This is a genomic window from Falsiroseomonas sp. E2-1-a4, assembly GCF_051433165.1.
Classification (GTDB): Bacteria; Pseudomonadota; Alphaproteobacteria; order Acetobacterales; family Acetobacteraceae; genus Falsiroseomonas.
This window is the reverse complement of sequence record NZ_JBHMFS010000034.1, coordinates 24,737-32,762: the sequence shown is the minus strand read 5'-3', so window position 1 is coordinate 32,762 and position 8,026 is coordinate 24,737. Positions and strand designations below refer to the sequence as shown.

General features: G+C 71.8%; 4 protein-coding genes and 1 pseudogene. 2 read left to right on the top strand and 3 right to left on the bottom strand.

Annotation, left to right across the window (positions count from 1 at the left end; translation table 11 throughout):
• Positions 1-138: 138 nt before the first annotated feature.
• Together ACFHNC_RS23325 and ACFHNC_RS23320 are read left to right on the top strand one after the other, a co-directional pair.
• Positions 139-270: pseudogene (locus ACFHNC_RS23325) on the top strand (IS256 family transposase); the annotation flags it as partial.
• 471 nt (positions 271-741) lie between these two features.
• Complete coding sequence (locus ACFHNC_RS23320) at positions 742-1,857, top strand: sigma 54-interacting transcriptional regulator (RefSeq protein ID WP_437171644.1); 1,116 nt, start codon at positions 742-744, stop codon at positions 1,855-1,857.
• Here ACFHNC_RS23320 and ACFHNC_RS23315 read toward each other — a convergent pair.
• The 3 genes from ACFHNC_RS23315 to ACFHNC_RS23305 are packed head-to-tail and all read right to left on the bottom strand — an operon-like array spanning position 1,770 to position 8,022.
• Complete coding sequence (locus tag ACFHNC_RS23315) at positions 1,770-4,637, bottom strand: eCIS core domain-containing protein (protein ID WP_437171643.1); 2,868 nt, start codon at positions 4,635-4,637, stop codon at positions 1,770-1,772. The two genes, ACFHNC_RS23320 and ACFHNC_RS23315, sit on opposite strands and share 88 nt — an antisense overlap.
• Positions 4,634-6,541, bottom strand: a complete 1,908-nt coding sequence (locus ACFHNC_RS23310) for an ATP-binding protein (protein ID WP_437171642.1) — start codon at positions 6,539-6,541, stop codon at positions 4,634-4,636. The genes ACFHNC_RS23315 and ACFHNC_RS23310 overlap by 4 nt, the downstream gene beginning before the upstream one ends.
• Positions 6,538-8,022, bottom strand: coding sequence for a hypothetical protein (locus tag ACFHNC_RS23305; protein ID WP_437171641.1), 1,485 nt, complete (start codon positions 8,020-8,022; stop codon positions 6,538-6,540). Before ACFHNC_RS23305 ends, ACFHNC_RS23310 begins: the two co-directional genes overlap by 4 nt.
• Positions 8,023-8,026 lie beyond the last annotated feature (4 nt).

Genomic DNA, 8,026 nt, shown 5'->3' with positions numbered 1-8,026 from the left:
CAACCATCGGCGGCTGCTGGAGCCCATCGGCAACATACCGCCCGCCGAGGCCGAAGCACTTTACGACGCAGCCCAGGAGAACCTTCTCCTGGCGGCGTGACTCAAACCAAATTGCCTCCGGACATCCCGGGGCGGTTCAGGCTGATCGGCGCCATTGTGCTGGAGCAGTCCGACGAATGGGCCACCCAGCGCGCTCGCTACATGACGCTGGAAACCATCAGCAACGTGAGCGACCGTCCCACCGTCAGCCTGCCCGCCGTGGCCGGGTGATACGGCGGCTCAAACCGCCAAGGATCACAAATCCTACACCACGCGTCGGGACACGATCCAGCTGGACGCAGGAGCGCTTTGCCCAACGCTCCACGGCACGCTGCTGCCGCGGCTTTCACGCAGCGAACTTCTTCCATGTGAACGCGCAGTTACATCGACATGAGGATATCGGCTGGCGGCCAGTGCTCGAACTGCTGTGAGCCGTTGCGGCAAGCGCGCCGCCCTGTCGGCGGCCACGCCGGGCCGACCGGCCAAAATTTATTGCGTAGGCACGTGGTTAATGTAGCCTGCGGTTGTAGCGGTCGGGGATGTCTGCAACTTCACGCCGCCTTGATCCACTGAGGACGTGGCGATCGACTTCGCATGCCAAGTTTCGCCAGACCGATACTCGTAGAATGATGCGTTGCGGCCTTTTCATTGCATTTCCAGACGGCGACAAGCCGCTGTGTTTCAGGAAAGGGGATGCCAGCCGTGCAGCCGGACGCATTCCCATGCGCGGACACGTCGGCCCAGCGTCATCGGGTGTTCGAATCGCTCGGCATCGTTGGCGTCTCGCCCGGCTTCGGCCGGGTCCTGGACTATGTCACGCGCTACGCAGCTTGCGATGCGCCCGTCCTGGTCTGGGGCGAAACCGGGACCGGCAAGGAACTCATCGCGCGCGCCCTGCACTATCTCAGCCCGCGCGCTGACAAACCCTTCGTGCCGGTCAATTGCGGCGCGGTGCCGGACCTGCTGTTCGAGAATGAATTGTTCGGTCACGCCAAGGGCGCCTACACGGACGCCCGCGCGCCACACCGCGGCTTGGTAAACCAGGCGCAGAACGGCACATTGCTGCTGGACGAGGTGGACGCGCTGAGTGCCCGCGCGCAGGTCGCGCTGCTGCGCTTTCTGCAGGACCTGACCTATCGCCCGGTCGGCGCGGATCGCGCCATCAAGGCGGATGTCCGGGTGATCGCCGCCTGCAATGCGGATCTGAACCAGATGGTCGCGCTCGGCGGGTTCCGGCGCGACCTGCTGTTCCGGCTCGACGTGGGCTCGGTGGTCATCCCGCCGCTGCGGGAGCGTCCGGAGGATGTGCTGCGCCTGGCCGATTTTTTCCTGACCCGCTTTGCAGCGCAGTACCGCCGTGCCGGTCCTGCGCTGGGTCCCTCGGTGCGCCGCGCGCTCACCCTCTATGCCTGGCCCGGGAACGTGCGGGAGCTGGAGAACGCCATGCATCGCGCCGTCATCCTCTCCGATGGCGGCCGGCTGGATGACCTGCCGCTCGGTGTACTGGCCGCCATGGGAGCTGAGGCGACGAGCGATGAGCCGGCGTCGCAGGTCTATGGCGGCGGCCTGCGGGCGGCGCGGGCGCGATGCCTCGAAGGCTTCGAACGCAGCTACCTGCAATGGCTGCTGGGCGAGACCGGCGGCAATGTCTCTGCAGCGGCGCGCGCCGCGGGTGCTGAGCGCCGGCATCTCGGCCGCATGATCCGCCGGCTGGAGCTGGAGCCGGAGGCCTACCGCCCGACGCAGCCGGCCTCCCCCATCACGTCGCGGACTTCGGTTTCGACCACGTCCCCCAGCAGCCAGTCGAAAAGCGCGTAGGAGCCGACCCCGACGACGAAACCGGCCGCCCCGCCGACCGCGCCGCAAGCCACGGTCCCGACCACGGGCAAGACGACGGTGCAGCCCGCCGCGCCGCCGCCGCCCGCCAGCAACGCCGTGGTGCCGCCGGCCGCCAGCGCGCCCATCAGTGATGCGCCCGAACCGATCACCGCGGCCCGCGTGACCCGCGCGGAATAGTCGATGGGCGTGTAGTCGGCATCGAAATACCGCTCGTCGAGCCACATGCTGCCAGCCGTGACCCCGCCCGAGACGACCCCACCCAGTGCCGTGCCGCCACCGAGGCGGGCCGCCGGGGCGCCCCAGGCGACCGGCGCGATGGAACGGCCGGCAGCGGCGCGCGATGCCGCGTAGTCGAGGCCACCCTGGGCAATGCGGATGCGCATGTACTGCTCGGCGGTCGCCTGGCCGGCGCCGGAGGTGGCCGAGAGGCCCAGATTCGTCAGGTAGCGGCGGCCGGCATAGGGGTCGGTGTCCCACGTCTCGGCCAGGTGCGGTGCGCCCATGATGGCCGAGGTGCCAAGGCCCAAGCCGCCGCCGAGCATGGTGGAACGGCCCAGCACCGGCCGCATGCCCTTGGTCTGCACCTCGAGCAGTTCCGGCACGCCGATCCGTTCGAAGGCGTTCTGCTGCCCGGCGCGCGCCAGCCGGCGATTGGCCGGCGTATCGGCCAGGCCGGCGTAGTCGGCGGCGTTGCTGAAATCATAGCGCTGCCGGAAATCGATCAGCGGCCGCAGGCGGTTCTCCGCGCCGGCGCCGGTTGGCACCACCTGGGCGCGCGCTCGCTGAGCCAATTGCCCGACGGCATCCCGGTAGCGGGCCTGGGTGATGTGCTTGGCTTTGAAATCGGCGTTCAGCGTGGCGAAATCCGTGTAACTGACGGTCTGCCCCTTCTGCGGGCCACGCGAATGCTGCACGGAGATCGGCTGCTGGCGCAGGAACGCGGAGAGCAGCACCTCGTAATCCATCTGGCCACGCCGGATCGCGGCCTCCACCGAATCCTGCGCCGCCGGCACGGTTTCCGGGTTCACGGCGAAGCGGGTCCCCAACAGCATCTTGTCCAGTGTCAGGGTCGGGTCCACCGCATTCTGCATCATCTGCAACGCCTGGGTGCGCTTGGCGGGATCGGCGTTGCCGAACACCTCGCGCACCGCCTCCTGGACGCTGCCGAGGCTGGGGGGGCCGCCGGGCGCGGTGGGCAACTGCGTCTTCACCGACTCGAAGGTCTGCGTGCGCGGGTCGTAGAAGTCGTACAGCGTGAAGTTCTGCACGGCCCGGTTCAGGTCTTGGATTTGGTTGAAGGTCGGCACGTCCCGCGTGGCGTACAACGCCTCCCCGATATCGCCCTGCCAATCGCTGCGGAAGCCGCCGACAGCCCCGGTGCCGAAGCCGTATGGGCCGCCCGTCACCACCGGGCGGTTGAACGGCACGCTCAGCGCCCGGGTCAGCGGGGATATGTTCTGCCCTATGATGGGCGCCGCCTGCATGCCGAAGGGACCAAGGCCGTAGGACGGGAAGCCGAGCTGGTCCGCCGCGGTTGGTGGCGCGAAGGGATCCTGCAGCGGCATCGTGCGAAGGCCGAACGGATCGGCCGGGTCGTCGTGCGGCAGCAATTGTTCCGCCGACCGCTTGGGCACCTCCATCGGATAAGGCCGCTGCGGCGCATCGCGGTCCTGCTGGTCGAAGAACTGCGGCAGATCCATCTCCGGCACGGCATCGTCTGCCAGGCGCTGCGCCAGCTGGCCCGGCGTCGTGAAGATGGCCCGGCCGGGCGCAGGATTGGTGGCGACGACGCTGCCGGCGACCCGGTAGATCAGGATCAGGTCACCGATCGGATTGGGTTCGAGCTTGTACAGCTGGGCGGGCACCGCGGTGAGGTCGGCGCTGAGCCAGGCATGGCCCTGCCGGGCGCGCTGGCTGCGCGCGGCCAGCAGGCGGCGGTGCAGGTTGGCGTAGTCGAAATAGCGATCCTCGCCGCGCCGCTTCTGCGCGATCAGGCCGTTAAGATACCTCTCGACGATGACGAACAGCGCCAGCAGCCGGGCATTATCGGCCTCGGCGACATTCTCCGCGCAGGGGTCGAACTCGGCAGCCGGAGCGGCCACCGGCGTGCCGGCATCGGGAGCATCCGGCGTGCCGCCATCCTCGCCCTGGCGCCGCAACCCGGTATGGCCCAGCGCCACATGCGCCAGCTCATGCGCCAGCAGTTGGCGGCCCGCGCTGGTGCCGGGCTGATACTGGTCGCGGCCAAAGACGATGTCGCGGCCCAGTGCGAAGGCGTTGGCCCGTACGGCGCCCGCGGCGGCTGCGGCTTCGGGGCCAGTGTGCAGGCGCAGATCGCTGAAATCGGCGCTGAAGCCGGGCTCGAATAGGCTGCGTTCACCGCGGCTCAGCGGCTTGCCGCCGGTCAGGCGCGCGGTGGCGACGCCAGACGGCGTCGCGCCGCCATCCGCCGGCTGGCGCCGCAGCGTCAGGCTGGATCGACGCTGGCAGGCGGGGCAGGGCTCCTCCCTGGCGCCGCCACAGGAACAGGCGCTGCGCCCCGCCAGCACCGCGGCCGCCGCCCGATCCGCCGCATCCTCCGCCGCATCGCCCGGCGCGCCGATGCCGGCCCAGCGCCGTAGCCGCCCGGCGGCCAGCGCCTGCTGCAAGTCCTGATTACCGGCCGTCTCGACGGCGGCGGCTTCCGGCGCCGCGCGCCCCGGCGGCGGCGCGTCCTGCCGTTTGCCGCGGGCAGCGCTGGGCTCGACGCGGCTGTTCATGCCGGTCGCCCGGGATGCGGGTGGGCGCCGTTGAGCCGCGCCGGCAGCATGCCGCGTTTCAGCATCTGCCGACCCACCGCGGTCTCCAGCTCCGGCCGCCCGATCGGTCGGTTGCGGCGCACCGCGAGGAATGCGGCCTCCAGCGCGGCGGCGCGGATGTCGCCGCCGCTGAGATCGAAATGCCGGCCGAGCAAGGCGAAATCCACATCCACGCTGACCGGCGCCGCGGCCGGGATTGCCTTGCGCCACAGCCGGGTGCGCGCGGCGGCATCGGGCATCGGGAAATCGATCACGAACGGAATCCGGCGCAGGAACGCCGCATCGAGGTTGCGGCTGAGGTTGGTGGCCAGGATCACCACGCCGTCATGCTCCTCCAGCCGTTGCAGCAGGTAGGCGATCTCGATATTCGCGTAGCGGTCGTGGCTGTCCTTCACCTCGGACCGCTTGCCGAAGATCGCGTCCGCCTCGTCGAAGAACAGGATCGCGTCGCTGGCGCCAGAGGCGCTGAACAGCTGCTCCAGGTTGCGCTCGGTCTCGCCGATGAATTTGCTGACCAGCCCGGACAGATCGATGCGCCAGAGCGCCAGACCGAGTTCGCGCGCGATCACCGCCGCGCTCATCGTCTTGCCGGTGCCGGAGCCGCCCGAGAACATCGCCGTCAGCCCCTCTCCGGTGCGCCGCCCGACCTGCCCGAAACCCCATTGCCCGAACACCGTGGCGCGGGCGGCAATGGCCCCGGCGAAGTCGCGCAGCTGCTCCAGCGCGCCAACGGTCAGCACCAGGTCGTCCCAGCCCGGCTGCAATGTCACGGGCCGGGCCGCCGGGCCGAAATCGAAGCTGAGCTCGCGCCCCGCGGCGCGCGTCACCTCGGCCGCCGATACCCTGCCTAGTGGCAGCTGGCCCGCGGCGCGGGCGATGGCGGGCCGGCTCAGCTTGAACTGCCCGGCGGCGGCGACCAGCGCCGCCGGCGGCGCGGTCGTGCCGCGGGCTTTCAGCGCCTGCCGCCAGGCAACGATGCGGGCGGCGGCATCCGGCACGGCCAGGGTGACCTCCTGCCACTGGCGGCCACGCAGCAGCGGCCGCCACGGTGCGCCGTTGCGGCAGATCATGGCCAACGGCCAGCCATCGAGCCGGGCCGGCAGCCGCGCGGGCGGCGCGACCGCGTCTGCCAGGATCACCAGCGGCGCGTTCTCGAGCCGCGCTGCCAAGGCAGCGTCCTCCAGCCCGGCCATGGACAGGTCGATCGACAAGGCCCGCCGCCCGAGCCGCGCCGCCCAGGCCGCCGCCGCCGCCCGCCGGCCGGTCTCGGGCGGCCCGGCCAGCAGCAGCGCCTGCGGTGGCGCTTCATCAGTCGCCTCCGCTTGAGCCTCCGCCAGCCAAGCCAGGCCAGGCACGGCGCAGCCCGGCAGGCGCAGCAGGTGGTGCAGCAGCAGCGGGCTGAGCCGGAAGCCGCGTGCGCAGAGCGGCCGCGCCGCATCGGCCGTCTCGGCCGGAACGATCAGGCCGGCCGAGGCCAGGCGGGACTCGCCGGTCAGCGCCGCGCGCACCTCCCCCAGCAGCCGCTGCGCCAGGTCGAGGGTCGGCCAGCGGCGGCTGACGTCGTCGTTGAGATAGGCGTAGAGCGTGGCGTATCGCGGGGCGACCTCCGGCGCCAAGGCCAGCACCACGCAACCGCACTCCAAGGGTTCGAGCGCGAAGCGCGCCGCCAATTCCGGCAGGTCCTGCCGCCAGTCGCGGCACAGCAATGGCGGTGGCGGCGCGCCCCCGTGCAACAGCGCATCCACCTGCGCGTCCGAGATGAATAGGCCGCGAAACTCCTCCTGCGACAGCGCATAGCGTGCGCGCAGCCGGCGTACTTCCTGCGCCAGCAGCGCGTCCAGGTGCTGCTGCGCCGATGGTGTCATGGCGCGCGCGACAGAATCAGCACCCGGCCATCCGGCAGCCTGCAGCGCCGATCGCCTAGCCCGGTCATGGCCAGCAGCACATCCAGCGGCGGCCGCTCCAGCCGCACATGCACGCTGCCCGGCAGGCGCTGGAACGTCGCGCCGCGGCCGAGCAGGTTGCTGCGCAGGAAGGCCGGGGAAGCCGCAGCGAATCCTGGCAGCCGGCGGGCGAAGCCAGCCAGCGTAGCGGCGGCCAGGCGCGCCAGCGTGGCCCGCGCGATGCGGCCGCGCAGCAGCCGGGCCGGCAGGCCGACCTCGCGCATGGCTGCCACCGGCAGCGATCGCGCCAGCGCCGCCCACCGCGCCGGGCCGATGCCACGCGCCCAGTCGTCAAGTTCCGTCGCGGTTGGCCCGGCCACGCCGAACAGATCCCGCAACGCCGCGTCCTGCCACAGGCTTTTGGCCCGCGCCGGGCCGGCGGCAGCGGCCAGGGCCAGCAGACGGACCAGCGATGCCGGCGCCGCGCCGCACAGCTCCGGCCAGCCGTCGATAGCGGCCTCGTTCGGCTGGTCGAGCAGGCCCGGGCAAAGCAAGACATAGCCGCCGAAGGGGCAGGCCAGCAGCGTCGCTGCCGGCCGGGGTGCTGGCGGCGCAGCTTCACGCGCCGCCAACGCCTGGCGCGCCGCGGCAGGCGTGGCGGCCAGCAGCGTCGCCGCGGCGCCGTCCAGGCGGGCCGGGATGGCGCCGTTCGCCAGCCAGGGCCCGGCCTGCTCCGGCATGGCCCGGACCCAGGCCTTGAGCCGCAGCAGCCGCGCGGCTGCGCGCAAGGCGCCGGGCGTCTCGGCCACGGTGGCGGCCAGCGCCAACGCACGCAAGGCCGGATCGACGATGCCATCGCCGTCCAGCGCCTCGGCCAGCCGCGTCCATACCCCATCCGGCACCGCATCGGGCTCGCCAAGGCGCACCGTCCGCACCACATGCGCGGCCCCGGCCGGCCCGAGTGCGGCGAGCACCCTGCCGCGCAGGGCGTCGGGCAGCGCCGCGAGCACAGCCAGGGCGGTGGTCGGGTCGCGCAGCAACGCCGTGTGGATCGCGGCCGAGATCGGCAGGGAACGCAGCCCGACGAAGCGGTGGAACCACCAACGGCCCCAGGCCGAGCCCTCCACCAGCGCGACGAGGAACGCCGCGACATGCGCCGTCGGACTTGCGAACCGCACCACCGCGCGGCCATCCGCCACCCCCTTGCGGATCGCCGCCGCGATCGCCTCGGCCAGCAACGCCGGCAGCGTGCCATCCGCCGCACCGGCGGGCAGCGTCAGGTCGATGTCGAGGCGCCGCAACAGCACCACCCCGTCATCCTCCGGCACCGACAGCGCCGCCCCCAGCCGGTCCGCCAGCCCCGCCCGCACCGCCGCGGTGCCGGACCGCGCCACCGCGTCCACCGTGCAGGCCGCAGCATGGAAATCCAGGCTCATGCGGCGGATGGTGAGGCTGGCCGACATGGCG

Excerpts from the sequence above, each read along its gene's own strand:
- ACFHNC_RS23315 (WP_437171643.1), bottom strand. The coding sequence starts at position 4,637 with ATGAACAGCCGCGTCGAGCCCAGCGCTGCCCGCGGCAAACGGCAGGAC.
- ACFHNC_RS23310 (WP_437171642.1), bottom strand. The coding sequence starts at position 6,541 with ATGACACCATCGGCGCAGCAGCACCTGGACGCGCTGCTGGCGCAGGAA.
- ACFHNC_RS23305 (WP_437171641.1), bottom strand. The coding sequence starts at position 8,022 with ATGTCGGCCAGCCTCACCATCCGCCGCATGAGCCTGGATTTCCATGCT.